Origin of the sequence: Pseudomonas citronellolis (assembly GCF_900112375.1) — a bacterium.
GTDB classification, from domain to species: domain Bacteria; phylum Pseudomonadota; class Gammaproteobacteria; order Pseudomonadales; family Pseudomonadaceae; genus Pseudomonas; species Pseudomonas citronellolis.
Genome location: NZ_FOLS01000001.1, coordinates 82,981 through 107,684, shown reverse-complemented (window position 1 = coordinate 107,684; position 24,704 = coordinate 82,981). Strand labels below are relative to the sequence as shown.

Sequence of the window (24,704 nt, the reverse complement as noted above, 5' to 3'; positions counted from 1 at the left end):
TACTTGGTGGCTAAATGATGGCGGATTGTTTCCGCCTCTTTCCCGTTGCCGTTCGCCGGCCCACATGCCTTCGGAAGACAAGAGCAAGATGTGGCGTGAAACCAAGATTCTGCTGATTGACGACGACCTGGAGCGTTGCCGCGAACTCTCCACCATCCTCAACTTCCTCGGCGAGGACCAGTTGTCCTGCCGCAGCCGCGAATGGCGTCTGGCGGTCGACGACCTGTCCAACGGCAGCCGCGGCGTGCTCTGCGTGCTGCTCGGCAGCGTCGAGCACAAGGGCGGCGCCCTGGAGTTGCTCAAGCAGCTTTCGGCCTGGGACGAATTCCTGCCGGTGCTGCTGATCGGCGACTCGGCGCCGACCGACTGGCCGGAAGAGCTGCGCCGCCGCGTGCTGGCCAGCCTGGAGATGCCGCCCAGCTACAACAAGCTGCTCGATTCCCTGCACCGCGCCCAGGTCTACCGCGAGATGTACGACCAGGCCCGTGAGCGCGGCCGCCAGCGCGAGCCCAACCTGTTCCGCAGCCTGGTCGGCACCAGCCGGGCCATCCAGCAGGTACGGCAGATGATGCAGCAGGTGGCCGACACCGACGCCAGCGTGCTCATCCTCGGCGAGTCCGGCACCGGCAAGGAAGTGGTGGCGCGCAACCTGCACTACCACTCCAAGCGCCGCGAAGCGCCCTTCGTGCCGGTTAACTGCGGGGCCATTCCCGCCGAGCTGCTGGAAAGCGAACTGTTCGGCCACGAGAAGGGCGCCTTCACCGGCGCCATCACCAGCCGCGCCGGGCGCTTCGAGCTGGCCAACGGCGGCACCCTGTTCCTCGACGAGATCGGCGACATGCCGCTGCCGATGCAGGTCAAGCTGTTGCGCGTGCTGCAGGAGCGCACCTTCGAGCGCGTCGGCAGCAACAAGACGCAGAACGTCGACGTGCGCATCATCGCCGCGACCCACAAGAACCTGGAGAAGATGATCGAGGGCGGCAGCTTCCGCGAGGACCTGTACTACCGCCTCAACGTCTTCCCCATCGAGATGGCACCGCTGCGCGAGCGGGTGGAAGACATCCCGCTGCTGATGAACGAGCTCATCTCGCGCATGGAGCACGAGAAGCGCGGCTCCATCCGCTTCAACTCCGCCGCCATCATGTCGCTGTGCCGCCACGACTGGCCGGGCAACGTGCGCGAGCTGGCCAACCTGGTGGAACGCCTGGCGATCATGCACCCCTACGGGGTGATCGGCGTGGGCGAGCTGCCGAAGAAATTCCGCCACGTCGACGACGAGGACGAGCAACTCGCCAGCAGCCTGCGCGAGGAGCTGGAAGAGCGCGCCGCCATCACCGCCGGGCTGCCGGGCCTAGACTCGCCGGCGATGCTGCCGGCCGAGGGCATCGACCTCAAGGACTACCTGGCCAACCTCGAGCAGGGGCTGATCCAGCAGGCCCTGGACGACGCCAACGGCGTGGTCGCCCGCGCCGCCGAGCGCCTGCGCATCCGCCGCACCACCCTGGTGGAGAAGATGCGCAAGTACGGCATGAGCCGTCGCGAGGAGGAAGTGGCGGAGGATTGACGCCGCTTGCCACTGCCTTCCAATAAGTGCCTGAAAATAAAGGACTAATTTTTAGGCACGCAGATTGCTAAGACTCTGCCAGCCGACGCTTTCACGACGTCGGATGGAAGAGAGACAGCATGATGCCAGCCGTACCCCAGCAGTCCCAGCCGACCTCCAGCGATGCGCCGGAGGAGAACGGCCGCGCCGGCCTGGACCAGGCCTTCGCCCTGTTCAACCAGATGTCCACCCAGCTGAACCAGTCGTACAGCATGCTGGAGGCGCGGGTCAGCGAACTGAAGGGACAGCTGGCCCTGGTCAGCGCCCAGCGCATGCAGGAGCTGGCGGAGAAGGAACGCCTGGCCAACCGCCTGCAGAGCCTGCTGGACCTGCTGCCCGGCGGCGTCATCGTCATCGACGGCCAGGGCGTGGTGCGCGAGGCCAACCCGGCGGCGCGCGGCCTGCTCGGCCAGCCCCTGGTGGGCATGCTGTGGCGCCAGGTCATCGCCCGCTGCTTCGCGCCGCGCAAGGATGACGGCCACGAGATTTCCCTGCGCGACGGGCGCCGCCTGTCCATCGCCACCCGCTCGCTGAACGGCGAGCCGGGGCAACTGGTATTGCTCAACGACCTCACCGAGACCCGCCGCCTGCAGGACCAACTGGCCCGCCACGAGCGCCTGTCGGCCCTGGGCCGGATGGTCGCGTCCCTGGCCCACCAGATTCGCACGCCGCTGTCCGCGGCCATGCTCTATGCCGGCCACCTGAGCGAGCAGGCGCTGCCGCTGGAGCAGCAGCAGCGCTTCGCCGGGCGCCTCAAGGAGCGCCTGCAGGAGCTGGAGAACCAGGTGCGCGACATGCTGGTGTTCGCCCGCGGCGACCTGCCGCTGCCGGATCGCCTGAGCCCGGCGGAGCTGTTCGCCGGCCTGCGCGCCGCCGCCGAGGCCCATGTCGCCGGCCTGCAACTGCGCTGGCAATGCGACGTGCGCGGCGGCGAGCTGCTGTGCAACCGCGACACCCTGGTCGGCAGCGTCCTCAACCTGCTGCACAACGCCATCCAGGCCGGCGGCCAGGACGTGCGCCTGAAAGTCCATCTCTACGCTCGTGGCGACAGCCTGCGTCTGGCCATCAGCGACAGCGGCCCGGGCATGGACGCCGCCACCCTGGCGCGCCTGGGCGAGCCCTTCTTCACCACCAAGACCACCGGCACCGGCCTCGGCCTTGCGGTGGTCAAGGCGGTGGCCAAGGCGCACCACGGCGAACTGCGCCTGCAATCGCGATCGGGCCGTGGCACCTGCGCCAGCCTGGTCCTGCCGCTGATCGCGGCCCCCGTCCGTGAACACAAGGAATAACCCCATGCCCGCCAGAATCCTGCTCGTCGAAGACGACCGCGCCCTGCGCGAAGCCCTCTCCGATACCCTGCTGATCGGCGGCTGCGAGTTCACCGCCGTGGACAGCGCCGAGGCGGCCCTGGTCGCCCTGCAGCGCGAGGCCTTCGGCCTGGTGGTCAGCGACGTCAACATGCCCGGCATGGACGGCCATCAGTTGCTCGGCCTGATCCGTGCCCGCTACCCGCAACTGCCGGTGCTGCTGATGACCGCTTTCGGCGCCGTCGAGCGCGCCGTCGACGCCATGCGCCAGGGCGCCGCCGACTACCTGGTGAAACCCTTCGAGCCCAAGGTGCTGCTGGAACTGGTGGCCCGCCACGCCCTGGGCCAGGCGCCCGTCGCCGAAGGCGAGGGGCCGGTGGCCGTGGAACCGGCCAGCCGCCAGTTGCTGGAGCTGGCCGCGCGGGTGGCGCGCAGCGATTCCACCGTGCTGATCTCTGGCGAGTCCGGCACCGGCAAGGAAGTGCTGGCGCGCTACATCCACCAGCAGTCGCCGCGCGCCAACAAACCCTTCATCGCCATCAACTGCGCGGCCATCCCCGACAACATGCTCGAGGCCACCCTGTTCGGCCATGAGAAGGGCGCCTTCACCGGCGCCATCGCCGCGCAGCCGGGCAAGTTCGAGCTGGCCGACGGCGGCACCATCCTCCTCGACGAGATTTCCGAGATGCCCCTGGCGCTGCAGGCCAAGCTGCTGCGCGTGCTGCAGGAACGCGAGGTGGAGCGCGTGGGCGCGCGCAAGCCGATCGAACTGGACATCCGCGTGCTGGCCACCACCAACCGCGACCTGCTCGGCGAGGTGGCGGCGGGGCGCTTCCGCGAGGACCTGTACTATCGCCTGTCGGTCTTCCCCCTGGCCTGGCGCGCCCTGCGCGAGCGCCCGGCGGACATCCTGCCGCTGGCCGAGCGCCTGTTGGCCAAGTACGTGAAGAAGATGAACCTGGGCGCGGTGAGCCTGGCCGCCGATGCTCGCGACGCCCTGCTGACGCACCCCTGGCCGGGCAACGTGCGCGAGCTGGACAACGCCATCCAGCGCGCGCTGATCCTGCAGCAGGGCGGCCAGGTCCGCGCCCTGGACCTGTGCCTGAACGCCCCCATCGGCATGGCGCCCGTAGCGCCCGTGATCCCCCTGGTGCAGCCCGCCCCGGTGGCGGCCGCCGCCAGCGCCGGAATTCCGTCGGCGCCCGCGGACAACGCCGGCGGCCTCGGCGAAGACCTGCGCCGCCGCGAGTTCCAGATGATCATCGACACCCTGCGCAGCGAACGTGGCCGCCGCAAGGAAGCCGCCGAACGCCTGGGCATCAGCCCGCGTACCCTGCGCTACAAGCTGGCGCAGATGCGTGATGCGGGGATGGATGTGGAGGCCTACTTGTACGCCAGTTGAGTGGCGCCGATTTCCCCTGTTCGGGCCCGCTGTTCGCGGGCCTTTTCTTTGTCTGGTGAGGGGAGTTTCCCGTGGTGGTTTCAGCGCTTGCCGGCAGTCGTGAGGGCAGTGGGTGGCGCAGGGTTCTGCTTTTCCATGAAGGAAGGGCAGGGCATGTCGAAGCCAACGGAATTCGCCCGGGAACTGCGGCGTCGGCAAACCGACGCGGAGCGGTTGTTGTGGAGTCGTTTGCGGGATCGCCGGCTACTCGGCTGGAAATTCAGGCGTCAGGTGCCGCTGGGGCCGTATGTGGTGGATTTCTACTGTCATGAGCGGCAGTTGGTGGTGGAGTTGGATGGCGGGCAGCACCTGGGAAGTGCCGCGGATGTCGAGCGGGATGCCTGGTTGAGGGGCCAGGGGCTGCGGGTGTTGCGGTTCTGGAACCATGACGTGCTGGTGCGGACGGAGGGGGTGTTGGAGGCCATTCTGTTGGTGTTGGAGTCTGGTTGAAGCACCCTCACCCCAGCCCTCTCCCAGAGGGAGAGGGGGCCGTTCGGCGCGGCGATAGGCGATGGTTTTCTCCTGGCGCATAGGTGTGGCTGACGCCGATATGCCAGGCTGCATGCCTTGATTCGCACGGCAGAGGAGGGCTCCCTCTCCCTCCGGGAGAGGGCTGGGGTGAGGGGGCTCTTTACCCCAATAGCCACATCCTACAAGTCCCCCCTGAAACCTGGCACCCTTGTTGCAATCCCCTATGCCAAAGCGCCGCGGCGTCAAAAAAGCCGCGGCCCGTAGTCAGAGGGAAAGCCAATGAGTCAGGGTATCGAGTTCAACCGCCTGCTGCTGGAAATGCGCTCCATGCAGATGGACGCCATGGCCAAGGCCAAGCCGGCCGCCTCGGCGCCGGCTGCCGTGGAGGGCGCGCCGAGCTTCTCGGACATGCTCGGCCAGGCGGTGAACAAGGTGAACTCCACCCAGCAGGCCGCCAGCGCGCTGGCCAATGCCTTCGAGGTGGGCCAGAGCAACGTCGACCTGACCGACGTGATGATCGCTTCGCAGAAGGCCAGCGTGTCCTTCCAGGCCATGACCCAGGTGCGCAACAAACTGGTCCAGGCCTACCAGGACATCATGCAGATGCCCATCTGAGCCACGGGGTAGGTAGATAGTTCATGGCCGAAGCCACTATAGACAACCAGGTCCCCGCCAAAGCCGGCGCAGCCGAAATGCTGAAGAAGCCGCTGATGGGCCTGCAGTTCCTCGAAAGCCTCGCCGAGATGCCGGTGCTGCGCCAGGTCGGCCTGCTGGTCGGGTTGGCGGCGAGCATCGCCATCGGCTTCGGCATGGTGCTGTGGTCCCAGCAGCCGGACTACAAGCCGCTGTACGGCAGCCTCAACGGCGTCGACGCCAACAAGGTGGTCGAGACGCTGAACGCCGCCGACATCAACTACAAGGTCGACCCCAACTCCGGCGCCCTGCTGGTCAAGGCCGACGACCTCGGCCGCGCCCGCATCAAGGTGGCCGGCGCCGGCCTGACGCCCACCGACAGCAACGTCGGCTTCGAGATCCTCGACAAGGAACAGGCCCTGGGCACCAGCCAGTTCATGGAGGCGACCAATTACCGTCGCGGCCTGGAAGGCGAACTGGCGCGCACCATCTCCAGCCTGAACAACGTCAAGGCCGCCCGCGTGCACCTGGCCATCCCGAAGAGCTCGGTGTTCGTCCGCGACGAGCGCAAGCCCACCGCCTCGGTGCTGGTCGAGCTGTACCCGGGGCGCAGCCTGGAGCCCAGCCAGGTGCTGGCGATCGTCAACCTGGTGGCCACCAGCGTGCCGGAACTGGACAAGTCCCAGGTCACCGTGGTCGACCAGAAGGGCAACCTGCTCTCCGACCAGCAGGAGCTGTCCGAGCTGACCATGGCCGGCAAGCAGTTCGACTATTCCCGGCGCATGGAAAGCATGTTCACCCAGCGCGTGCACAGCATCCTGCAGCCGGTGCTGGGCGACGGCCGCTACAAGGCCGAGGTGTCCGCCGACGTCGACTTCAGCGCCGTGGAATCCACCGCCGAGTCCTACAACCCGGACCAGCCGGCCCTGCGCAGCGAGCAGGTGAACAACGAAGAACGCCAGAACAGCAACGGCCCGCAGGGCGTGCCGGGTGCGCTGTCGAACCAGCCGCCGGGCCCGGCCAGCGCGCCGCAGCAGACCGGCAAGAGCGCCGGCGGCGATTTCGTCGCCCCGGGCCAGCCGCTGAAGGACGCCAACGGCCAGACCATCATCGACCCGAAGACCGGCCGTCCGGTGCTGGCGCCGTACCCCACCGACAAGCGCGAGCAGAACACCCGCAACTACGAGCTGGACCGCTCCATCAGCTACACCAAGCAGCAACAGGGCCGCCTGCGCCGGCTTTCCGTCGCGGTGGTGCTGGACGACCACATGGTCGCCGACCCCAAGACCGGCGAAGTCAGCCACAAGCCCTGGAGCGCCGACGAACTGGCGCGCTTCACCCGCCTGGTGCAGGACGCGGTGGGCTACGACGCCAGCCGCGGCGACAGCGTCAGCGTGATCAACGCGCCCTTCGCCCCGGAGCAGAACCTGGAGATCGCCTCGCCGCCGTTCTACTCGCAGCCGTGGTTCTGGGACATCGTCAAGCAGGTGCTGGGCATCGTCTTCATTCTGGTGCTGGTGTTCGGCGTGCTGCGCCCGGTGCTGAACAACCTCGCCGGCAACAAGAACAAGGCCCTGGTGGCCGGCGCCGGCGGCGACATGGCCCTGGGCGAGATGGGCGGCCTGGAAGGCGAGCTGGCCGAGGACCGCGTCAGCCTGGGCGGCCCGCCGAGCATCCTGTTGCCCAGCCCCAGCGAGGGGTACGATGCGCAGCTGAACGCGATCAAGAGCCTGGTGGCTCAGGACCCGGGCCGCGTGGCCCAGGTAGTGAAGGATTGGATCAACTCCGATGAGTGATGCGGTATGAGCGAGACCCGGTTGAACGCCAAACTGACCAAGGTCGACAAGGCCGCCATTCTCCTGCTGTCCCTCGGCGAGACCGACGCGGCCCAGGTGCTGCGGCACATGGGCCCGAAGGAAGTGCAGAGGGTCGGCGTGGCCATGGCGCAGATGCGCAACGTGCATCGCGAGCAGGTCGAGCAGGTGATGAGCGAGTTCGTCGAGGTGGTCGGCGACCAGACCAGCCTGGGCGTCGGCGCCGACGGCTACATCCGCAAGATGCTCACCCAGGCCCTGGGCGAGGACAAGGCCAACAACCTCATCGACCGCATCCTGCTGGGCGGCAACACCAGCGGCCTGGACAGCCTGAAGTGGATGGAGCCGCGCGCCGTGGCCGACGTCATCCGCTACGAGCACCCGCAGATCCAGGCCATCGTCGTCGCCTACCTGGACCCGGACCAGGCCGCCGAAGTGCTCAGCCACTTCGACCACAAGGTGCGCCTGGACATCGTCCTGCGCGTGTCCTCGCTGAACACCGTGCAGCCCTCGGCGCTGAAGGAACTCAACCTGATCCTCGAGAAGCAGTTCGCCGGCAACGCCAACGCCACCCGCACCACCATGGGCGGGGTGAAGCGCGCGGCGGACATCATGAACTACCTCGACAGCTCGGTGGAGGGCGCCCTGATGGACGCCATCCGCGATGTCGACGAAGACCTCTCCGGGCAGATCGAGGACCTCATGTTCGTCTTCGACAACCTCGCCGACGTCGACGACCGCGGCATCCAGGCGCTGCTGCGCGAAGTGTCCTCGGACGTGCTGGTGCTGGCTCTCAAGGGCTCGGACGAGGGCATCCGCGAGAAGATCTTCCGCAACATGTCCAAGCGCGCCGCCGAACTGCTGCGCGACGACCTGGAGGCCCGCGGCCCGGTGCGCGTCAGCGAAGTGGAGGGCGCGCAGAAGGAAATCCTCACCATCGCCCGGCGCATGGCCGACTCCGGGGAGATCGTTCTCGGCGGCAAGGGTGGCGAGGAGATGATCTAAGTGAGTGGTCCCGCGAAACCCAAGGGTGAGGAACACGATGGCCTGATCCGCGCGCGCGACGTCGCCGGCTTCGACCGCTGGGCGTTGCCCAGCTTCGACCCGGTGGTGGAGCGGCCGCCGGAGCCTGCGCCCGAGCCGGAGGAGCCGGAAACCCCGGCGGTGGAGGAAGTCCCCGTCGAGGAAGTCAAACCGCTGACGCTCGAGGAGCTGGAAGCGATCCGCCAGGACGCCTACAACGAAGGCTTCGCCACCGGCGAGAAGGACGGCTTCCACGCCGGCCAGCTCAAGGCCCGGCAGGAGGCCGAGGCGGCGCTGCAGGAGCGCCTGGCTGGCCTGGAGGCACTGATGGGCCAGCTGTTCGAGCCCATCGCCGAGCAGGACCTGCTGATCGAGCAGATGCTGGTCAACCTGGTCGGCCAGGTGGCGCGCCAGGTCATCCAGCGCGAGCTGGAGGGCGACTCCAGCCAGCTGCGCCAGGTATTGCGCGAGGCGCTCAAGCAACTGCCGATGGGCAGCGACAACGTGCGCATCCACGTCAATCCGCAGGACTTCGAGCTGGTCAAGGCGCTGCGCGACCGCCATGAGGAAAGCTGGCGCATCCTCGAGGACGAGCAGCTGCTGCCCGGCGGCTGCCGCATCGAGACCGAGCATTCGCGCATCGACGCCAGCATCGAGACGCGCCTGGCGCAGATCACCAAGCAGCTCTTCGAGCAGCAGCGCGAGCAGGCCACCCACGCCCTGGAGCCGGACCTGCACATCGACCTGGACCAGCCCGATGCGCCTTGACCGGGTGAGTTTCGCCAAGCGCCTGGAAGGCTATATGGAAGCCGCCAAACTGCCGGCGCAGCCGGTGGTGGAGGGCCGCCTGCTACGCATGGTCGGCCTGACCCTGGAGGCCGAGGGCCTGCAGGCGGCGGTGGGCAGCCGCTGCATGGTGATCAACGATAGCGGCTACCACTCGGTGCAGGTGGAGGCCGAGGTCATGGGCTTTTCCGGCAGCAAAATCTTCCTCATGCCGGTCGGCAGCCTCGCCGGCATCGCCCCCGGCGCCCGCGTGGTGCCGCTGCCCGACAGCAGCCGCCTGCCCATGGGCATGTCCATGCTCGGCCGGGTGCTCGACGGCGTCGGCCGCGCCCTGGACGGCAAGGGCGGGATGCGCGCCGAGGACTGGGTGCCGATGGACGGCCCGACCATCAACCCGCTCAAGCGCGAGCCGATCCACGAACCCATGGACGTCGGCATCCGCTCGATCAACTCGCTGCTCACCGTCGGCCGCGGCCAGCGCCTGGGCCTGTTCGCCGGCACCGGCGTGGGCAAGTCGGTGCTGCTGGGCATGATGACCAAGTACACCAAGGCCGACATCATCGTGGTCGGGCTGATCGGCGAACGGGGCCGCGAGGTGAAGGAATTCATCGAGCACATCCTCGGCGAGGAGGGCCTCAAGCGCTCGGTGGTGGTCGCATCCCCCGCCGACGACGCGCCGCTGATGCGCCTGCGCGCAGCCATGTACTGCACGCGCATCGCCGAATACTTCCGCGACAAGGGCAAGAACGTCCTGCTGCTGATGGACTCGCTGACGCGCTTCGCCCAGGCCCAGCGCGAGATCGCCCTGGCCATCGGCGAGCCGCCGGCGACCAAGGGCTACCCGCCATCGGTGTTCGCCCGCCTGCCGCGCCTGGTGGAACGCGCCGGCAACGGCGAGAAGGGCGGCGGCTCGATCACCGCCTTCTACACCGTGCTCAGCGAGGGTGACGACCAGCAGGACCCGATCGCCGACTCCGCCCGCGGCGTGCTCGACGGCCACTTCGTGCTGTCGCGCCGGCTGGCCGAGGAAGGCCATTACCCGGCCATCGACATCGAGGCCTCGATCAGCCGGGTGATGCCCCAGGTGGTCAGCCCCGAGCAGCTGCAGCACGCCCAGCGCTTCAAGCAGCTGTGGTCGCGCTACCAGCAGAGCCGCGACCTGATCAGCGTCGGCGCCTACGTCGCCGGCGGCGATGCCGAGACCGACCTGGCCATTCAGCGCTTCCCGGTGATGCGCCAGTTCCTCCGCCAGGGCCTGAACGAAAGCCAGAGCCTGGAAGACAGCGCCCAGCTGCTGGACGCCGTGCTGTCCGGCAAGGCCGGCTGAGGTTGCCGCATCATGCCTGAGGCCCGCCTGCCATGAATCGCCGCGCCGACCGTTTGGCTCCTGTCGTGGAAATGGCCCTGAAGGCCGAACGCGAGGCCGCGCGCCAGCTCGGCCAGGCGCAGAACCAACTGCTCCAGGCGCAGCGCAAGCTGGCCGAACTGGAGCGTTTCCGCGCCGACTACCAGCAGCAGTGGATCGACCGCGGCCGCCAGGGCGTCAGCGGCCAGTGGCTGCTGGACTACCAACGCTTCCTGGCGCAGCTGGAAACCGCCGTGGAGCAGCAGAACCGCAGCCTGGCCTGGCACCAGGACGTGGTGGAGAAGGCGCGTGTCACCTGGTCGGAGAAGTACGCCCGCCTGGAAGGCCTGCGCAAGCTGGTGGAACGCTACCGCGAGGAAGCGCGGCTGCTGGCTGACAAACAGGAACAGAAGCAGCTCGACGAATTCGCCCAGCGCCTGCGGCCGCCGGTCTACTGAGCTAGGCTCAGCCCAGGTCCCCCGCCTGGAACGCCACGCATGCTGCTCAGCCGTACCCTGCTGCACACCCATCCGCGCCTGCTCCTCGCCTGCGCCGCCGGCCTGGCGCTGGGGCTGGCCTGCTACCACCTGCCGCCGCTGATGCGCACGCTGGTCGGCTGGAACGTCGCCGCCTGGGGCTATGTGCTGCTGATCACCGTGCTCGCCCTGCGCGCCGGGGCGGACCAGGTGCAGCGCCTGGCTGCCATCGAGGACGAGAACGCCCAGGCGGTGCTGGTGCTGGTCAGCGCCGCGGCCATCGCCAGCCTGGTGGCGATCGTCTATGAGCTGGCCGGCGCGCGCCAGTTGCCGGGGAGCGAGCGGCTGCTGCGCTACGCCTTCACCGGCAGCACGGTTTTGGGTTCCTGGTTCCTCATCGGGACCATCTTCGCCATGCACTACGCGCGCATGTTCTACACGGCGGCGGATGGCGAGGCGCCGCTGCAGTTCCCCGATCGCGGGCGGCAGCCGGACTACTGGGACTTCGCCTACTTCTCCTTCACCCTCAGCGTCGCCGTGCAGACCTCGGACGTGGCCATCGCCTCGCCGGCGCTGCGCCGGGTGGCCCTGGCGCAGTCGATCATCTGCTTCCTGTACAACACGGCGATCCTCGGCCTGAGCATCAACATCGCCGCCGGCATCCTCGGCTGACGCGCCTCAGTGGCGCCAGAAGGCCGGGGTGAACAGCACCAGCACGGTGAGGATCTCCAGGCGCCCGGCGAGCATGCCGGCGCACAGCAGCCACTTGGCGGTGTCCGGCAGGGACGAGAAGTTGCCCGAGGGACCGATCACCGGGCCCATGCCCGGGCCGACGCCGGAGACGGTGCTGGCGGCGCCGGTCAGCGCGGTCATCCAGTCCAGGCCGAGGAAGGTCAGGGCCAGGCCCAGGCCGCCGACGGTGGCGCCGAAGAAGAACGAGAAGGTCAGGATCGAACGCACGATCTCCTCGTCCAGGCGGTGGCCGTTGTAGCTCTGGCGTAGCACTGCGCGCGGGTGGATGAGCTGGTACAGGCTGGCCTTGAGCAGGATGTAGGCGACCTGGAAGCGGAAGATCTTCAAACCGCCGGCGGTGGAGCCGGAACAGCCGCCGATGAAGCCCAGGTAGAAGAACACCATGATCGAGAAGTGGCCCCACAGGCTGTAGTCGCCCAGGGCGAAGCCGGTGGTGGTGACCACCGAGGTGACGTTCACCGCCACGATGCGGAAGGCATCCTGCCAGGACAGGTCGGAATTGAAGGCGTACCAGGTGCCCATCACCAGCCAGGTGAATACCAGCAGGCCGATGAAGCCATGCACCTGGCTGTCCCTGAGCAGAGCCTTGCGATGGCCGCGCAGGGTGGCGACGTAGAGGGCGAAGGGCAGGCTGCCGAGGATCATGATGACCACCGCCACCCAGTGCACCGCCGGCTGGTGCCACTTGGCCAGGGACTGGTCGGAGGTGGAGAATCCGCCGGTGGAGATCGCCGACATGGCGTGGTTCAGCGAGTCGAACAGGCCCATGCCGGCCCACCATAGGCCCAGGGTGCCGAGGATGGTGATGCCGACGTACACCGCGACTATGTACTTGGCGACCATGTGCGAGCGCGGCATGACCTTGTCGCTGCGGTCGGAGGATTCGGTCTGGAACAGGCGCATGCCGCCGATGCGCAGCATCGGCAGGATCGCCACCGCCATGCCGATGAAGCCGATGCCGCCCAGCCAGTGCAGCATCGAGCGCCAGATGAGGATGCCCGGCGACATCTTGTCCAGCCCGGAAAGCACCGTCGAGCCGGTGGCGGTGATACCCGACATGCTCTCGAAGAAGGCGTCTGTGACGCTCATGTGGCGGGCGATGATGAAGGGCAGGGCGGAGAAGAAACAGACGATCACCCAGCTCGACACCGTGAGCATGTACATGTCCCGCGGGCGCAGGTGGGCCTGCTCGGGGCGGCCCGGCAGGACCAAGCCGAGGCCGGCGCTGAAGGTGATCAGGCTCGACCAGATGTAGGGCGAGAGTTCCTGCGGGCGGTGGTAGTAGAGCAGGGTGGCCATGGGCACCAGCATGGCCACCGCCAGGGTGATCAGGAACAGGCCGATGATGTATCCGAGGGTGCGTAGTGTCGGCAGCGCCATGAAGCGGACTCGATGGACATGAACCCTCCATTGTACCTGCCCTCGGCGCGATGCGCAGCGCGCCGGAGGGCTCTTCACAACGGCTGCGCAATCGCTAGAATCCTGCGCTGCCCGCCGGCGCTCGCCGGTTTCTTCTGGTGCATTCGCACATCATGTCCATCGACAATCCGTGTTTGAACTGCGGCGCCTGCTGCGCGTATTTCCGTGTGTCCTTCTACTGGGGCGAGTGCCGTTCCGCCGGCGGCAGCGTACCCGACGACCTGGTGGTGCAGGTCGGCCCGTACCATGCCGCCATGCGCGGCACCGAGGCCAAGCCGGTGCGCTGCGTGGGGTTGCTGGGCGAGGTCGGTTGCGGCGTGCGCTGCACGGTCTACGAGCAGCGCTCCAGCACCTGCCGGGAATTCGAGGCCTCCTGGCTCGACGGCCAGCACAACCCCAACTGCGACACGGCCCGCGCCGCCTACGGCCTGCCGCCGCTGCAGCCGATCATCACGCCGTCGCCGGAGCGGGTGGCTTGACTGTGGGCGCATGACTTTGGGCTCCCTGTAGGAGCGAGCTTGCTCGCGAACAGCTCTACCGGCGAACGCTGGTGTTCATCCTGAGAGCGCCCTCTCCCTAACCCTCTCCCTGAAGGGAGAGGGGACCGTTCGGGGTGTGCTGACACTTCGGCGTTAGCCGGCTTGCATTGAGTATCCGGTTGAAACCAGAGCCCTTCTCGGCACGGACAAGCCCCCTCTCCCTTCAGGGCGGGGCGCGCAGCCGAGGGCTGGGGAGAGGGATCGGAGCTAACCCGAAACGCAGGAGTCGCCGGTAAGCCCCCTTCGCGAGCAAGCTCGCTCCTACACGGATACGAAGCACCCTGGCTGCAGGTGAGCAGGCAGATGAGAAGCCTTTGCGACTACAATGGCCGTCCTTGTGTGTACAGGAGGTAGCCCATGGAGGCCTACGAAGCGCTGGTCAACCGTGTATCCCATGCCCGCCTGGGCGAGCCGGCGCCCACTGCCGGGCAGCTCGAGCGGCTGTTCCGCGTTGCCTTGCGCGCGCCGGACCATGGGCAGTTGCGCCCGTGGCGCTTCCTCACGGTGGAAGGCGAGGCGCGCCAGCAGCTGGGTGAGTTGTTCGCCCGCGCGCTGAGCGCCGAGCAACCCGACGCCAGCCCCGAGGCGCTGGCCAAGGCCCGCGCCATGCCGTTGCGCGCGCCGACCCTGGTGGTGGCCATCGCGCGCCTGCAGGAGCACCCCAAGGTGCCGGAGATCGAGCAGATGCTGGCCGCCGGCTGTGCTGCCTACGGCATCGTCCAGGCGGCGTTCGTCGAGGGGCTGGGGGCCATGTGGCGCACCGGCGCCATGGCTTTCGATCCAGTTGTGCACCAGGGGCTGGGCCTGGCGGCCAACGAGCGCATCGTCGGTTTCATCTACCTGGGCACGCCCATGGGTGAGCTGCGCCAACCGGCGCCGCTGGACCCGGCGGCCTTCGTCAGCGCCTGGCGGGGCTGAGCGGCAGGCTCAGGCGGACTTTCCAGCGCGCCCCGCCGGCCCGCCAGAGCAGCCGGCCGCCCTGCCAGGCGGCCAGGCGCTGGGCGGCGCGCAGGGCCCGGGGCAGCCAGCGCCGGGCCTGTTCGTCGGTGCCGCCGAGGTCCAGGCGCAGCAGGCCGCGCTCCAGGCGCGGTTCCAGCACGATGGCGGCGTCCTGCTGCCATTCCACCGCGGTATCCAGCAATTCATCCAGGGCTTCGTGCAGCGCCTGCGGCCAGCTGTGCAGCGGCCAGGTGCCGCCGCGCGGCAGGCTCAGGCGCAGTTCCGGCCAGCGGCGCCGCCAGCGCTGCGCCAGCAGCCCCAGCTCCACCGCCAGCACCAGGCTCTGCGGCTCGTCCCGCGGGCGCTCGCGTGGCAGGCCGGCGGCCGCCAACGGCAGGGCCGGGGAGGGGGACGGCAGGTATTCGGCGGCTAGGTTCATGATCGGGCTCCGGGGTCAGGCGGCGTGGCGCGCCAGCGGTATTTCCAGGGTGGCGACGAAACCGCCGTCGGGATGATTGGCCAGGCGCAGGCGGCCGGCGTGGCGCTCCACCGCGCGGCGGGCGATGGCCAGGCCCAGACCGTGGCCGGGGCTGTCCTGGTTGGGCGCGCGGAAGAAGGGCTCGCCCAGCTGCGCCAGGTGCTCGGCGTCGGCTCCCGGGCCATGGTCGCGGACGCGCACGCGCAGCACGGCGCCGTCGCTGTCGGCCTCCACTTCCAGCGGCTTGTCCGTCGGGTTGAAGCGCAGGGCATTGCGCAGCAGGTTGTCCAGCGCCCGTTCGAGCATGTCGGGCCAGCCGTCCAGGGCCAGGTTGGCGGGGACCTGCAACTGGATGTGCTGTTCCGGGGCGAGCAACTGGGCGTCCTCGCGCAGGCGTTCGAGCAGCGGCAGCAGTTCGACGCGGCTGGTCGGCCCGGGCTCGGCGTCCAGGCGGGCGAGGGCGAGGATTTCGGCGATCAGTGCTTCCAGGCGGTCGCACTCCTGCTCCAGGCGCGGCCACATGCTGGCGCGCTGTTCCGGCGTGGCGCGCTCGGCCAGGGCCAGGGCGATGCGCAGGCGCGCCAGCGGCGAGCGCAGTTCGTGGGAAACGTCGCGCAGCAGCTGGCGCTGGCTGCTGATCAGCCGTTGCAGGCGCGCGCCCATGCGGTTGAAGTCGCGGGCCAGCACGCCCAGCTCGTCGCCGCGGCGGGCCAGGCGCGCCAGGCTGTCCTGCTGGTAGGCGGTCTGCCCGAGGTCGTGCACGGCGCGGCGCAGGCGGTTGAGCGGGCGGGTGATGGAAAACGTCACCAGCAGGCTGAAGATGGTCAGCACCACCAGGGCGATGCCCAGCGCGCTGAGCGGCCACAGCAGGCTGCCGCGGTGCCAGGCTTCCAGCGCGCCGTGGGGAATCCGGTAGATGAACAGGTAGGTGTGGTCGCTGTCCGCGCTGGTGTATTCCTGGCTGAGCTGGCGCCAGGGGAAGCGCGGCAGGCTGCGGCGGTCGAAGCCTTCGTTGCTGCGCCGCGGCGGGCGCGGCAGGTAGGTGCCGTCGACCAGGCGCTGGCCGCTTTCGTCGAGCACCTGCACCGACAGGTCATAGTCGCGGCGGCGTTGCTCCAGCAGTTGCTGGGCAGCGGCGGGGCCCTGGTTCTCGTAGAGCTGGGTCCACTGTTTGGCGAGATCGTGCATGCCGGGGTAGCGGGCGATGATCCAGGTGTCCTGGTTCAGCGCGCGGCCGAGCAGGATGGACAGGCCGGCGACCAGCAGCAGGGCGAGCCAGAAGGCGGCGAGGATTCGCCAGAAGAGCGAGCGCATGGTCTTTCGGTTCAGTCGCATGTCCGTTTCGGGTCAGGGGCGCGGGCACGCCGAGGCGCCGGGGGTGAGCCCGGCGCCCGTGTGGCTGGCGCTATCAGTTGGTCTTGCCATCCTTCTGCGCTTTCCATTGCTGGAACTCGGCCCATTCGGCCTTGCGCTGTTCGCGCTGGGTCTTCAGCTCGTCGAACTTCTTCTGCTGTTCGGGCGTCAGGAGCGCGCGGATGTCCTTCTGGGTCTTGTCGTGGCTGGCCTTGAGCTCATCCTGCATGGCCTTGCGGTCAGCGGCCGAGAGCTTGCTCAGGTACTTGTCGGTGATGTCGTGGCGGCTCTTCATCGAGTCGCCCATCAGCTTGCCGACCTGCTGGCGCTGTTCCTTGCTCAGGTTCAGCTCGCGCATCGGGCCGCCGCGGTCGCCGTGGCCGAAGCGCGGGCCGTGGCCGTCCATCATCGGGGCGCCGGCGGGCGGCGGGGGAGCGTCGGTCGGCGCCGGGGTGGCGGCCATGGCCAGGGTCGGCAGGGCGGCGGCGAACATCAGGGCGGTGAGGGTCTTGCGCATGAATCTTCTCCTTTCGTGGACCGGTTTCTGAACCGGATGTGCCCAGTCTAGGGATGGCAAGGTCAAGGGCGGTCAGGGCCGGGTAAAGCTTCGGTAAAGATTGCGTCTACCGCTCTAGGGCGGGGTTCCCGGCCGTTCGCTCAGGGCGCGTAGAAGTAGCCGCGCCCGCGCAGGGCGAGGATGCGCGGACGCCCGTCCGGGTGCGCGCCGAGCTTCTTGCGCAGGTTGCTGACGTGCATGTCCAGGCTGCGGTCGTAGAGCGTCAGCTTGCGGCCCAGGGCGATCTGCGCCAGGGCCTGCTTGTCCAGCGGCTCGCCGGGCTGGCGCAGCAGCGCCTCGAGGATGCGGCTCTCGGACAGCGTCAGGCTGACCTCCTGGCCGGCGACGCTGGCCACGCCGCGGGCCAGGTTCAGGCTCAGGTCGCCGAGGTCGACCTGGGCGCTGGGCTGCGCCGGATGGCTGCGGCGCAGCACGGCGCGCAGGCGCGCGGTCAGCTCGCGCGGATCGCACGGCTTGGCCAGGTAGTCGTCGGCGCCCAGCTCCAGGCCGAGGATGCGGTCCAGCGGCTCGCCGCGGGCCGAGAGCATCAGCACCGGCAGGTCGGGGTGCTCGCTGCGCAGCTGCTTGAGCAGCTCCAGGCCGCTGCCGTCGGGCAGCATCACGTCCAGCACCACGGCGTCCGGCGTGCGGCTGGCCAGGGCGCTACGGGCCGCGCCGCCATCGTGGCTGGCGCGCACGCTGAAGCCTTCCTGGGTCAGCCAGGTGCACAGCAGTTCGCACAGTTCACGGTCGTCGTCGATCAGCAGCAGCTCACTCATTGCTCGGGCTTCTTTCAGTTGATCCATTCACGCCGCCGGCGGCGTCGGCCGCGGCTCAGGGCGCCGAGGACGAAGGCGACGAGGGCGACGGCGCCGCCGGTCGCGAACCAGGTCTGCTCGTCGCTGAGCAGGCGCGGCGGTTGTTGGGCCTGCAGCTCGCGCAATTGCAGCTTCAGGCGCTGGTTTTCCTGGCGCAGGTGGCCCACCACGGCGCTTTCCGCCCCTTGCAGCTGGGCGGCGAGGTCGGCGCGCTGCTTCTCGCTCTCGTCCAGGCGCTGTTGCAGTTGGGCGAAGTCGTCGCTGGCCGGGGCCGGCGCGGCAGTGGGAGCCGGCATGGCGCCGGGGTCGTCGGTGACGGGCTCCTCGCCGTGGGCGGCGAGCGGCAGGCTCAGGCAGAACAGCAGGGGCAGCAGATGACGTCGGGACATCGGAACTCCTTGTACGCTGATGAGCCGCCGGGCACCGCGCTCCGGGCGCTGTCCGGTCGCGGGGCCGGGCCTGTGTGTCCGGCCATGCGGCGCCGTCCGTACGCCGCCGCTCGCCGGTTTACGGCAGGACTTTCTTGAACGGCTTGACCACGACTTCGGCGTAGACGCCGGCGGCGCGGTACGGGTCGGCATCGGCCCAGGCCTGGGCGGCGGCCAGCGACTCGAACTCGGCGACGATCAGGCTGCCGGTGAAGCCGGCCGCGCCCGGGTCGGGGCTGTCGATGGCCGGGTGCGGCCCGGCCAGGACCAGGCGGCCCTCGTCCTTGAGCAGCTCGAGGCGGGCCAGGTGCGCCGGACGCGCGGCCAGGCGGCGTTCTTGGGAAGCGGTGATGTCGCGGGCGATGATTGCGTAGAGCATGTCAGTCCTTGGGCTTTTCGCCGGTTGGGGCGTCGTGCATGTGGCGAGCCAGGAACACACCCTGGCCGATCAGGAAGAGCAGGGTCATGCCCAGGCTGCCGAACACCTTGAAGTCCACCCAGAAACGCTCGAAGGTGAAGGCGACGAACAGCTGGACGCAGCCGCAGAACACGAAGAACAGCACCCAGGCCAGGTTCAGGCGCTGCCAGATCGGTTCCGGCAGGTGCACGGCATGGCCCATGATGCGCTGGATCAGCGGCCGGCGGTCGCCCACCAGGGTGCTGCCGAGGAAGCCCAGGGCGAACAGCCAGTTGACCACCGGGGCCTTCCACTTGAGGAAGGTCTCGCTGTGGAAGGCCAGGGTCATGCCGCCAAACACCAGGCAGGCGGCCAGGGTCAGCCACTGGCCCTTGTCCAGCTTGCGCTGCTTGATCAGCAGCGCGCCGTAGACCACCACCGAGGAGGCGATCAGCACCGCCGTGGCGCTGTAGATGCCGCCCAGGCTGAAGGAGTGTCCGGCGAGTTCGACCGTGCGCGGGTCCAGCTTGTAGACGATGAAGAACAGGATGAGGGGGATGAAATCGATGAATTGCTTCATTACGGCAGCCAGAGCCCAGTTGTGGCGGCATAATACCAACCTGCGGAAGAACTGAAATAGTCACCCGTCTCGTGCCGTTGCGCTCGCACGCCGTGAATCGCCGCCGCGCAGCGTCTATACAGAAGTAAAACCCGTCCCGGTATGCCCATGCGTGTCGACCTGCATTGCCATAGCACCGCCTCCGACGGCCAGCTGCCGCCCGCCGCCGTGGTGGCCCGCGCGCACCAGCGCGGCGTACGCCTGCTCGCCCTGAGCGACCACGACACCCTGGAAGGTTTGCCCGAGGCGCGCGCCGCCGCCGAGGCGCTGGGGGTGACCCTGGTCAACGGCGTGGAGCTGTCCTGCACCTGGGGCGGGGCGACCATCCACGTCCTGGGTTACGCCTTCGACAGCGCCGCCGAGCCACTGGTTCGCGCCCTCGATGACCTGCACCGCGGGCGCTGGGCGCGAGCCGAGGAGATCGGCCGGCGCCTGGAAGCCAAGGGCATGCCCGGCGCCTTCGAGGGCGCGCGGGCCGTCCAGCGCGAGCTGGGCGACAGTGAAAATGCCCCGGCGCGCCCACACTTCGCCGAGTTCCTGGTGCGCGCCGGTCACGTCGCCGAGCGCGCCGAAGCCTTCCGCAAGTGGCTGGGCGCCGGCAAGCTGGGCGACGTCAAGCAGCACTGGCCGAGCCTCGCCGAGGCGGTGGGCACCCTGCGCGCGGCGGGCGCCTGGGTCAGCCTGGCGCACCCCTACCAGTACGATTTCACCCGCACCAAGCGGCGCAAGCTGATTGCCGACTTCATCGACGCCGGCGGCCACGCCATCGAAGTGGTCAACGGCCTGCAGCCGGCCGAGCAGGTCGGCGTGCTGAGCATCCTGGCCCGCGAATTCGGCCTGCTGGTCAGCGCCGGCAGCGATTTCCACGGCCCCAGCGACTGGTCGGAGCTGGGGCTGTACCGGCCCGTGCCGGACGACCTTCCGCCCTTGTGGACGCGCTTCGCCGGCGCGGCCCGGGCCCTCGAGGAGACTTCATGAGCCAGTTCTTCCAGGTCCACCCGGAAAACCCCCAGCCACGCCTGATCAAGCAGGCGGTGGAGATCGTCCGCCAGGGCGGGGTGATCGCCTATCCTACCGATTCCTCCTATGCCCTGGGCTGCCGCCTGGGCGAGAAGGGCGCGGTGGAGCGCATCCGCCGGCTGCGCAAGCTCGACGACAAGCACAACTTCACCCTGGTGTGCCGCGACCTGTCCGAGCTGGGCCTGTACGCCAAGGTCGACACCCGCCTGTTCCGCCTGCTCAAGGCCCACACGCCCGGGCCCTACACCTTCATCCTCGACGCCACCCGCGAGGTGCCGCGCATGCTGCTGCACCCCAAGCGCCGCACCATCGGCCTGCGCGTGCCGGCCTGCCCGATCGCCCAGGCGCTGCTGCAGGAGCTGGGCGAGCCGCTGATGAGCGTGAGCCTGATCATGCCCGGCGAGACCGAGCCGATGAGCGACCCCTATGAAATGCGCGGCGCGCTGGAACACCAGGTGGACCTGGTGCTGGACGGCGGCTACGGCGGCGTCGAGGCTTCCACGGTGATCAACCTCACCGGCGAGGAGCCGGAGGTGGTGCGCGTCGGCTGCGGCGACCCGGCCCCCTTCGAGGCCTACGCCTGAAGCGCTCTTCCATACTGCCGCCCTTGCCGAGGTCCCGCGCTTGAGCAATGTCGAATCCCAGCGCCGTGTGCTGTCCGGCATGCGCCCCACCGGGCGCCTGCACCTGGGCCACCTGCACGGCGTGCTGCGGAACTGGGTGCGCCTGCAGCACGAGTACGAATGCTTCTTCTCCATCGTCGACTGGCACGCCCTGACCACCGAGTACGATGACGTCGGGCCGATCCGCCAGCACGTCCGCGACATGGCCGTGGACTGGCTGGCGGTGGGCGTCAGCCCCAGCGCCGCGACCCTCTTCATCCAGTCCCAGGTGCCCGAGCACGCCGAGCTGCACCTGCTGCTGTCGATGATCTGTCCGCTGCCCTGGCTGGAGCGGGTGCCGACCTACAAGGAGCTGCAGGAAAAGCTCGGCCACAAGGACCTGTCGACCTACGGCTTCCTCGGTTACCCGCTGCTGCAGGCGGCGGACATCCTGGTCTACCGCGCCGGCCTGGTGCCGGTGGGCTCGGACCAGCTGGCCCACGTCGAGTTCGCCCGCGAGGTGGCGCGGCGCTTCAACCACCTCTATGGCGGCGAGGTGGACTTCGAGGACAAGGCCCAGGCCGCCGTCGCACGCCTGGGCAAGAGGACCTCGAAGCTCTACAGCAGCCTGCGCAAGGCCTGGCAGGAACAGGGCGACGAGGATGCCCTGGAAACCGCGCGGGCACTGCTCAAGGAGCAGCAGAACCTGACCCTCGGCGACCGCGAGCGGCTGTTCGGCTACCTCGAAGGCAGCAGCCGCGTGCTGCTGCCCGAGCCGCAGACGCTGGTCGGCAGCACCTCGCGCATGCCGGGGCTGGACGGGCAGAAGATGTCCAAGTCCCACGACAACACCATCAGCCTGCGCGAAAGCCCGGCGGAAGTGGAGGAGAAGATCGCGCGCATGCCCACCGACCCGGCGCGGGTGCGGCGCAACGACCCGGGCGACCCGCAGCGCTGCCCGGTGTGGCAGTGGCACCTGATCTACTCCGACGACGCCTGCCGCCAGTGGGTGCAGGAGGGCTGCAGCAGCGCCGGCATCGGCTGCCTGGACTGCAAACGGCCGCTGATCGAGTCGATCAACCAGGAACTGGCGCCGATCCGCGAGCGCGCCCAGGACTACGAGGACAACCCTGAACTGGTGCGCAGCATCCTCGCCGAGGGCGCCGAACACGCCCGCGAGGCGGCGCGCGAGACCCTGGTGGAAGTGCGCCAGGCCATGGGGCTGGTGTACCGCTAGGTTGCCCGGTATTGCGGACAAAATCCTGCGTTGCAGGCGAGCATGGCTTTTCGTAGGAGCGAGCTTGCTCGCGAACAAACGCGGTGCCATGCGGTTCGCGAGCAAGCTCGCTCCTACAGGGAAATGGCGTGGGTGGGGCAGCGTAGGAGCGGATCTCATCCGCGAATCGCGCCGGCGGTTCCGGCTATCGCGGACAAGGTCCGCTCCTACGGGGGAGGAATACCGTGCAACCTGTAGGAGCGGGCCCTGCCCGCGATTCGCGCGCAGGGCGCGCTCCTACAGGGGATGGTGTGGGTGGGCGCCATTCCGTCCAATTCCCTCACCATCGCCGCTGAAAAGCAGGGATAATGCCGCTCTGAGCCCGCCCCGCCCGACGAGAGGCCGATGAGCGACCTGAACGAGCCGCAAACCCCGCCCAGCCCCGCCGAATATCGCGAACCGGTGCAGCTGGCGCTCGTCTATGGCGAGGCGGTCACCGAGCTGCCCCAGGACCTGTACATCCCGCCGGACGCCCTGGAGGTCTTCCTCGAAGCCTTCGAAGGCCCGCTCGACCTGCTGCTGTACCTGATCCGCAAGCAGAACATCGACGTCCTCGACATTCCGGTGGCGGAAATCACCCGCCAGTACATGACCTACGTCGAGCTGATGAAGTCGGTGCGCCTGGAGCTGGCCGCCGAATACCTGGTGATGGCCGCCATGCTCGCCGAGATCAAGTCGCGCATGCTGCTGCCGCGCTCGGCCGAGGCCGAGGAGGACGAGGAAGACCCGCGCGCCGAGCTGATCCGCCGCCTGCAGGAATACGAGCGCTTCAAGCAGGCCGCCGAGGACCTCGACGGCCTGCCGCGCCAGGGCCGCGACTACGTGGTGCCGACCGTGGCGGCGCCGGAGGCCAAGGCGCGCAAGCTGTTGCCGCAGGTGGACATGCAGGAGCTGATGCTGTGCATGGCCGAGGTGCTGCGCCGCGCCGACCTGTTCGAGAGCCACCAGGTGACCCGCGAGATGCTCTCCACCCGCGAGCGCATGAGCGAAATCCTCGAACGCCTCAAGGACGCCGGCTTCGTGCCCTTCATCGAGCTGTTCAGCGTCGAGGAAGGCCGCCTGGGCGTGGTGGTGACCTTCATGGCGGTGCTGGAACTGGTCAAGGAACAACTGGTGGAGCTGGTGCAGAACCAGGCCTTCGCGCCCATCCACGTGCGCGCCCGGATCGAGGTGGAGGAGGGCGCAGCGCCGCTCGAGGAGCTGGAAGAGGGCGACGAGGGCGTCTTCGAGCCGGTCGAGGCGCCGGCGCCGGAGCCGACCTTCGAGGACGGCGGCTTCGACGAGACGGCGGACGCCGAGGACTTCGACGAAGAGCCGCTCTGAGCCGCCGGCGTTGCCCTGGCGCCGCGCATTGAGTAGTTTTCCCGCCAGACCGGCGATTCCCGCAACCCGAACCGAGCGACCCGATGAACCTCTCCGACCCCCACGAACTGGCGACCCTGCTCGAAGGCATCCTGCTGGCTTCCGGCCGGCCGCTGTCGCTGGAGCGCCTCGGCGAGCTGTTCGAGGAGGCCGAGCGCCCGGAGCCGCAGCAATTCCGCGACGCCCTGGCGATCCTGTCGCTGTCCTGCGCCGGGCGCGCCTTCGAACTCAAGGAAGTGGCCAGCGGCTACCGCCTGCAGATCCGCGAGCCGCTCTCACCCTGGGTCGGCCGGCTATGGGAGGAGCGCCCGCAGCGCTACTCCCGCGCGCTGCTGGAAACCCTGGCGCTGATCGCCTACCGCCAGCCCATCACCCGCGGCGAGATCGAGGACATCCGCGGCGTGGCGGTGAACACCCAGATCGTCAAGACGCTGATGGAGCGCGAGTGGATCCGCATCGTCGGCTACCGCGAGGTGCCGGGGCGCCCGGCGATGCTCGCCACCACCCGCACCTTCCTCGACTACTTCAACCTCAAGAGCCTGGAAGAGCTGCCGCCGCTGGCCGAGCTGCGCGAGATGGAAGCCGAGCCGGAAGACGTGCAACTGGTGCCGGTCCACCTGCCCAGCCCGATCCTCGATGAGGACTACGTGCCGGCATCCATCCAGGCCCTGGCCGACCAGGCGCTGCGCGAGGCCGGCGAGGAGCCGGAAGCCGCGCCGCCGGAGGAGAAGCCCGAGGAAACCAGCTTCCGCAGCCTGCTGGCCGAACTGGACGAGATGGAGCAGGGCCTGAAGACCGACTTCGACGACCTGATCGAACCGCCGCCGGTCGCCGAAGCGGACGCCGTGGACGACCCAGCAGCGGCCGAAGAAGCCCCTCCGGCAGCGCCCGACGACGCCGTCGAGGTAGCCCCGGAACCCGCCGCAGAGCCCGCCGCGCCGGCGCCCGAGGCCGAGGAATACGACGAGGAGCGCGCCCTGGCCGAGGCCATGCGTGAGGAACTCGAGGCCATGGCCAGGGAACGCGACCACTGATCCGCGCGTCCGAAAGTCGGGGGCGCCGCCCCTGAAAGCTTTCAACCGTTGACTTCCATCGCGCGCGGGACGACCTTATGTGCCGCGCCGCACGGGCGCCGGCGGCAGCACCTGGGGGAGCCGCCGGAACAGCGCCGGGCATGGCCGTCATCGATCCTTCCAACATTCAACAGTCGGCCGCCGCCCTGGCGCGGGCCACTGAGTGCGCATAC

General features: G+C 68.9%; 26 protein-coding genes. 18 read left to right on the top strand and 8 right to left on the bottom strand.

The window, feature by feature from the left end; all coding sequences use genetic code 11:
* Nucleotides 1–88 precede the first annotated feature (88 nt).
* The 11 genes from BM060_RS00495 to BM060_RS00445 all read left to right on the top strand — a co-directional run bounded on the left by BM060_RS00495 (nucleotide 89) and on the right by BM060_RS00445 (nucleotide 11,571).
* A complete protein-coding gene (locus BM060_RS00495) occupies nucleotides 89–1,564 on the top strand; it encodes a sigma-54 dependent transcriptional regulator (RefSeq protein ID WP_043319360.1) in 1,476 nt (491 codons plus the stop codon).
* Between the two features lie 122 nt (nucleotides 1,565–1,686).
* Entirely contained in the window at nucleotides 1,687–2,892 is a 1,206-nt protein-coding gene (locus tag BM060_RS00490; protein WP_135499869.1) for a sensor histidine kinase, read from the top strand.
* A 4-nt stretch (nucleotides 2,893–2,896) separates the two neighbouring features.
* Nucleotides 2,897–4,312, top strand: a complete 1,416-nt coding sequence (gene fleR / locus BM060_RS00485) for a sigma-54-dependent response regulator transcription factor FleR (RefSeq protein WP_074976323.1) — start codon at nucleotides 2,897–2,899, stop codon at nucleotides 4,310–4,312.
* A 153-nt stretch (nucleotides 4,313–4,465) separates the two neighbouring features.
* Nucleotides 4,466–4,801, top strand: coding sequence for an endonuclease domain-containing protein (locus BM060_RS00480; protein ID WP_210147045.1), 336 nt, complete (start codon nucleotides 4,466–4,468; stop codon nucleotides 4,799–4,801).
* A gap of 300 nt (nucleotides 4,802–5,101) precedes the next feature.
* Nucleotides 5,102–5,437: a flagellar hook-basal body complex protein FliE gene (gene fliE / locus BM060_RS00475; protein WP_009620871.1), complete on the top strand. Its 336-nt coding sequence runs from the start codon at nucleotides 5,102–5,104 to the stop codon at nucleotides 5,435–5,437.
* Nucleotides 5,438–5,460: 23 nt separating this feature from the next.
* A complete protein-coding gene (gene fliF / locus BM060_RS00470) occupies nucleotides 5,461–7,251 on the top strand; it encodes a flagellar basal-body MS-ring/collar protein FliF (RefSeq protein ID WP_074976317.1) in 1,791 nt (596 codons plus the stop codon).
* 6 nt (nucleotides 7,252–7,257) lie between these two features.
* A complete protein-coding gene (gene fliG / locus BM060_RS00465) occupies nucleotides 7,258–8,274 on the top strand; it encodes a flagellar motor switch protein FliG (protein WP_009620873.1) in 1,017 nt (338 codons plus the stop codon).
* Complete coding sequence (gene fliH, locus BM060_RS00460; RefSeq protein WP_069861339.1) at nucleotides 8,275–9,060, top strand: flagellar assembly protein FliH; 786 nt, start codon at nucleotides 8,275–8,277, stop codon at nucleotides 9,058–9,060. It begins immediately after the preceding gene.
* Complete coding sequence (fliI, locus tag BM060_RS00455) at nucleotides 9,050–10,405, top strand: flagellar protein export ATPase FliI (protein WP_074976314.1); 1,356 nt, start codon at nucleotides 9,050–9,052, stop codon at nucleotides 10,403–10,405. The genes fliH and fliI overlap by 11 nt, the downstream gene beginning before the upstream one ends.
* Nucleotides 10,406–10,437: 32 nt before the next feature.
* Nucleotides 10,438–10,881, top strand: coding sequence for a flagellar export protein FliJ (gene fliJ, locus BM060_RS00450; protein WP_043267636.1), 444 nt, complete (start codon nucleotides 10,438–10,440; stop codon nucleotides 10,879–10,881).
* Nucleotides 10,882–10,920: 39 nt separating this feature from the next.
* The gene (locus BM060_RS00445) at nucleotides 10,921–11,571 is read left to right on the top strand and encodes a DUF1345 domain-containing protein (protein ID WP_058488820.1); all 651 of its coding nucleotides are present in this window, start codon (nucleotides 10,921–10,923) and stop codon (nucleotides 11,569–11,571) included.
* A gap of 6 nt (nucleotides 11,572–11,577) precedes the next feature.
* Here BM060_RS00445 and BM060_RS00440 read toward each other — a convergent pair whose 3' ends face one another.
* Nucleotides 11,578–13,032: a TrkH family potassium uptake protein gene (locus tag BM060_RS00440; protein WP_074976311.1), complete on the bottom strand. Its 1,455-nt coding sequence runs from the start codon at nucleotides 13,030–13,032 to the stop codon at nucleotides 11,578–11,580.
* 152 nt (nucleotides 13,033–13,184) lie between these two features.
* Here BM060_RS00440 and BM060_RS00435 point away from each other — a divergent pair, with 152 nt between their 5' ends.
* Both BM060_RS00435 and BM060_RS00430 read left to right on the top strand, forming a co-directional pair.
* Complete coding sequence (locus tag BM060_RS00435; protein WP_074976309.1) at nucleotides 13,185–13,550, top strand: YkgJ family cysteine cluster protein; 366 nt, start codon at nucleotides 13,185–13,187, stop codon at nucleotides 13,548–13,550.
* A 417-nt stretch (nucleotides 13,551–13,967) separates the two neighbouring features.
* Nucleotides 13,968–14,528 carry a nitroreductase family protein gene (locus tag BM060_RS00430; protein WP_009620892.1) on the top strand — a complete coding sequence of 187 codons (561 nt, stop codon included), beginning with the start codon at nucleotides 13,968–13,970 and terminating at the stop codon, nucleotides 14,526–14,528.
* Here the strand turns inward: BM060_RS00430 and BM060_RS00425 are convergent.
* The 7 genes from BM060_RS00425 to BM060_RS00395 form a co-directional block, all read right to left on the bottom strand.
* Nucleotides 14,509–14,988, bottom strand: coding sequence for a hypothetical protein (locus BM060_RS00425; protein WP_083426696.1), 480 nt, complete (start codon nucleotides 14,986–14,988; stop codon nucleotides 14,509–14,511). The genes BM060_RS00430 and BM060_RS00425 overlap by 20 nt on opposite strands.
* A 15-nt stretch (nucleotides 14,989–15,003) precedes the next feature.
* Nucleotides 15,004–16,341 carry a sensor histidine kinase gene (locus tag BM060_RS00420; RefSeq protein ID WP_074976306.1) on the bottom strand — a complete coding sequence of 446 codons (1,338 nt, stop codon included), beginning with the start codon at nucleotides 16,339–16,341 and terminating at the stop codon, nucleotides 15,004–15,006.
* Nucleotides 16,342–16,435: 94 nt separating this feature from the next.
* Nucleotides 16,436–16,897, bottom strand: a complete 462-nt coding sequence (locus BM060_RS00415; protein WP_074976303.1) for a Spy/CpxP family protein refolding chaperone — start codon at nucleotides 16,895–16,897, stop codon at nucleotides 16,436–16,438.
* 140 nt (nucleotides 16,898–17,037) lie between these two features.
* The gene (locus BM060_RS00410) at nucleotides 17,038–17,715 is read right to left on the bottom strand and encodes a response regulator transcription factor (protein ID WP_058488823.1); all 678 of its coding nucleotides are present in this window, start codon (nucleotides 17,713–17,715) and stop codon (nucleotides 17,038–17,040) included.
* Nucleotides 17,716–17,729: 14 nt separating this feature from the next.
* Complete coding sequence (locus BM060_RS00405) at nucleotides 17,730–18,143, bottom strand: SH3 domain-containing protein (protein ID WP_064582363.1); 414 nt, start codon at nucleotides 18,141–18,143, stop codon at nucleotides 17,730–17,732.
* A 118-nt stretch (nucleotides 18,144–18,261) separates the two neighbouring features.
* Entirely contained in the window at nucleotides 18,262–18,561 is a 300-nt protein-coding gene (locus BM060_RS00400) for a YciI family protein (protein ID WP_009620898.1), read from the bottom strand.
* Between the two features lies 1 nt (nucleotide 18,562).
* Nucleotides 18,563–19,159, bottom strand: coding sequence for a septation protein A (locus BM060_RS00395; RefSeq protein ID WP_009620899.1), 597 nt, complete (start codon nucleotides 19,157–19,159; stop codon nucleotides 18,563–18,565).
* Nucleotides 19,160–19,306: 147 nt separating this feature from the next.
* Between BM060_RS00395 and BM060_RS00390 the strand changes: the two genes are divergently transcribed.
* The 5 genes from BM060_RS00390 to scpB all read left to right on the top strand — a co-directional run bounded on the left by BM060_RS00390 (nucleotide 19,307) and on the right by scpB (nucleotide 24,492).
* Entirely contained in the window at nucleotides 19,307–20,176 is an 870-nt protein-coding gene (locus tag BM060_RS00390; protein WP_074976779.1) for a PHP domain-containing protein, read from the top strand.
* Entirely contained in the window at nucleotides 20,173–20,802 is a 630-nt protein-coding gene (locus BM060_RS00385; protein WP_074976301.1) for an L-threonylcarbamoyladenylate synthase, read from the top strand. Before BM060_RS00390 ends, BM060_RS00385 begins: the two co-directional genes overlap by 4 nt.
* A gap of 40 nt (nucleotides 20,803–20,842) precedes the next feature.
* Nucleotides 20,843–22,057: a tryptophan--tRNA ligase gene (locus BM060_RS00380; protein ID WP_074976299.1), complete on the top strand. Its 1,215-nt coding sequence runs from the start codon at nucleotides 20,843–20,845 to the stop codon at nucleotides 22,055–22,057.
* Nucleotides 22,058–22,441: 384 nt separating this feature from the next.
* On the top strand, nucleotides 22,442–23,419 hold the full coding sequence (locus BM060_RS00375; protein WP_074976296.1) for a segregation and condensation protein A: 978 nt from the start codon (nucleotides 22,442–22,444) through the stop codon (nucleotides 23,417–23,419).
* A gap of 83 nt (nucleotides 23,420–23,502) precedes the next feature.
* The gene (gene scpB, locus BM060_RS00370; protein ID WP_074976294.1) at nucleotides 23,503–24,492 is read left to right on the top strand and encodes an SMC-Scp complex subunit ScpB; all 990 of its coding nucleotides are present in this window, start codon (nucleotides 23,503–23,505) and stop codon (nucleotides 24,490–24,492) included.
* Nucleotides 24,493–24,704 lie beyond the last annotated feature (212 nt).

What these genes read in the sequence shown, in the direction of transcription:
- BM060_RS00495 (WP_043319360.1), top strand. Translation starts at nt 89, where the DNA reads ATGTGGCGTGAAACCAAGATTCTGCTGATTGACGACGACCTGGAGCGT.
- BM060_RS00490 (WP_135499869.1), top strand. Translation starts at nt 1,687, where the DNA reads ATGCCAGCCGTACCCCAGCAGTCCCAGCCGACCTCCAGCGATGCGCCG.
- fleR (WP_074976323.1), top strand. Translation starts at nt 2,897, where the DNA reads ATGCCCGCCAGAATCCTGCTCGTCGAAGACGACCGCGCCCTGCGCGAA.
- BM060_RS00480 (WP_210147045.1), top strand. Translation starts at nt 4,466, where the DNA reads ATGTCGAAGCCAACGGAATTCGCCCGGGAACTGCGGCGTCGGCAAACC.
- fliE (WP_009620871.1), top strand. Translation starts at nt 5,102, where the DNA reads ATGAGTCAGGGTATCGAGTTCAACCGCCTGCTGCTGGAAATGCGCTCC.
- fliF (WP_074976317.1), top strand. Translation starts at nt 5,461, where the DNA reads ATGGCCGAAGCCACTATAGACAACCAGGTCCCCGCCAAAGCCGGCGCA.
- fliG (WP_009620873.1), top strand. Translation starts at nt 7,258, where the DNA reads ATGAGCGAGACCCGGTTGAACGCCAAACTGACCAAGGTCGACAAGGCC.
- fliI (WP_074976314.1), top strand. Translation starts at nt 9,050, where the DNA reads ATGCGCCTTGACCGGGTGAGTTTCGCCAAGCGCCTGGAAGGCTATATG.
- fliJ (WP_043267636.1), top strand. Translation starts at nt 10,438, where the DNA reads ATGAATCGCCGCGCCGACCGTTTGGCTCCTGTCGTGGAAATGGCCCTG.
- BM060_RS00445 (WP_058488820.1), top strand. Translation starts at nt 10,921, where the DNA reads ATGCTGCTCAGCCGTACCCTGCTGCACACCCATCCGCGCCTGCTCCTC.
- BM060_RS00440 (WP_074976311.1), bottom strand. Translation starts at nt 13,032, where the DNA reads ATGGCGCTGCCGACACTACGCACCCTCGGATACATCATCGGCCTGTTC.
- BM060_RS00435 (WP_074976309.1), top strand. Translation starts at nt 13,185, where the DNA reads ATGTCCATCGACAATCCGTGTTTGAACTGCGGCGCCTGCTGCGCGTAT.
- BM060_RS00430 (WP_009620892.1), top strand. Translation starts at nt 13,968, where the DNA reads ATGGAGGCCTACGAAGCGCTGGTCAACCGTGTATCCCATGCCCGCCTG.
- BM060_RS00425 (WP_083426696.1), bottom strand. Translation starts at nt 14,988, where the DNA reads ATGAACCTAGCCGCCGAATACCTGCCGTCCCCCTCCCCGGCCCTGCCG.
- BM060_RS00420 (WP_074976306.1), bottom strand. Translation starts at nt 16,341, where the DNA reads ATGCGCTCGCTCTTCTGGCGAATCCTCGCCGCCTTCTGGCTCGCCCTG.
- BM060_RS00415 (WP_074976303.1), bottom strand. Translation starts at nt 16,897, where the DNA reads ATGCGCAAGACCCTCACCGCCCTGATGTTCGCCGCCGCCCTGCCGACC.
- BM060_RS00410 (WP_058488823.1), bottom strand. Translation starts at nt 17,715, where the DNA reads ATGAGTGAGCTGCTGCTGATCGACGACGACCGTGAACTGTGCGAACTG.
- BM060_RS00405 (WP_064582363.1), bottom strand. Translation starts at nt 18,143, where the DNA reads ATGTCCCGACGTCATCTGCTGCCCCTGCTGTTCTGCCTGAGCCTGCCG.
- BM060_RS00400 (WP_009620898.1), bottom strand. Translation starts at nt 18,561, where the DNA reads ATGCTCTACGCAATCATCGCCCGCGACATCACCGCTTCCCAAGAACGC.
- BM060_RS00395 (WP_009620899.1), bottom strand. Translation starts at nt 19,159, where the DNA reads ATGAAGCAATTCATCGATTTCATCCCCCTCATCCTGTTCTTCATCGTC.
- BM060_RS00390 (WP_074976779.1), top strand. Translation starts at nt 19,307, where the DNA reads ATGCGTGTCGACCTGCATTGCCATAGCACCGCCTCCGACGGCCAGCTG.
- BM060_RS00385 (WP_074976301.1), top strand. Translation starts at nt 20,173, where the DNA reads ATGAGCCAGTTCTTCCAGGTCCACCCGGAAAACCCCCAGCCACGCCTG.
- BM060_RS00375 (WP_074976296.1), top strand. Translation starts at nt 22,442, where the DNA reads ATGAGCGACCTGAACGAGCCGCAAACCCCGCCCAGCCCCGCCGAATAT.
- scpB (WP_074976294.1), top strand. Translation starts at nt 23,503, where the DNA reads ATGAACCTCTCCGACCCCCACGAACTGGCGACCCTGCTCGAAGGCATC.